Here is a 1,249-nt window from a genome sequence, read left to right as displayed (position 1 = left end):
TAAAAACTGTTTACAACAAAGTGTATAATTCATTGCTTCTGATTTTCCTATCGGAAAATCCTCGCATTTTTATTATCTTTGGTTTACGGCGGAAAATCCTCTCGGATTTTCACGCAACGAAACCATACACACAACCGTTGTGGTGCATTTGAAGAAACAGTATGCTATATAATAGAGACTATAGAGAATTAACAGAAAAGGAACAAACCGAATTAAAGAACGCTGAACTCTATTTTGATAAAGTTAAAGTAGATGGTCTTTCAGTATCTGAACTTTATAAATATCACGAATTACTTCCTACGGCATCTTATCACTACAAATCTTTATTTCCGAACCATTATCTAAACATAACTAAACTCAAGGATACTGAATATCTAAAAAAATTAGGGAATCAGTTTAAAGAATTAATAGATACGAACCCAAATGAAAGGAATATTTTAAACTTTATAAACAAGGATAATAACTTTAATATTATCGCATCTTTATTTCATACAGGTTATGGTTTTGGACATCATAAAGCATTTCTTTTTAAAGAATTTGAATTAACGTCAACTTTTCGGGCGGATTATCTTTTAATTGGCAAATCTTCTGGAGGCTATAACTTCATTTTTGTCGAAATTGAAAACCCGTGTGGACAAATAACTTTGAAAAATGGAGAATTTGGCTCAACCTTTCGAAAAGGAATTAAGCAAGTAGAAGATTGGGACAGTTGGATTGAAGGAAATTTTAATTCTTTAAAACTAATTTTTAATAAATTTAAAAGCCCAATAAAGAGTTTACCTGATGAGTTTCTGACTTTAGATAAATCAAGAATTAATTATGTAGTTATTGCTGGAAGAAGGACTGATTTTAAAGATAAAACTTATGAATTAAAAAGAAAATATTTAAAAAGAAATAATATAAAAATCCTTCATTACGATAACCTTATTGATTCTTTTAACTTTTTAAAAATAGCTAAAAACTATTGAGAAAAAACGCACCACAACAAAGTATAAGAAATAATGCTTAAATTTATTCCTTAATCAAAAAGTTAGTGCTTTTTTAGTCACTCTGATTTTCCTGCGGAAAATCCTCGGACACAAAAACGCACTATTCTTATACACAACCGTTGGCAACAATATGAAAACAATGAAAGTTCTTATTTATATGTTTTTTGCTTTTATTCAATTTTCTGGCTTTTCCCAAAATCTTGAGGAAAGAGAAAAAATAACAGCGGAATTTGAAAAGCGGACTGACACTCAAATTGAAT

Annotated in this window: 1 protein-coding gene; it reads left to right on the top strand. The window is 29.3% G+C overall.

What is annotated here, in order from left to right; translation table 11 throughout:
* The first annotated feature begins 161 nt into the window (after window positions 1-161).
* Window positions 162-968 (top strand): Shedu anti-phage system protein SduA domain-containing protein, encoded by an 807-nt coding sequence (locus tag ACH5TX_RS00220; RefSeq protein WP_439337553.1) that lies wholly within the window; start codon window positions 162-164, stop codon window positions 966-968.
* The last annotated feature ends 281 nt before the right edge of the window (window positions 969-1,249 follow it).

Origin of the sequence: Thalassobellus citreus (genome assembly GCF_044385915.1) — a bacterium.
In the GTDB taxonomy this organism is placed as follows: domain Bacteria; phylum Bacteroidota; class Bacteroidia; order Flavobacteriales; family Flavobacteriaceae; genus Thalassobellus; species Thalassobellus citreus.
The sequence above is the reverse complement of the archived record's forward strand: the minus strand, read 5'-3'. Positions and strand labels throughout refer to the sequence as shown.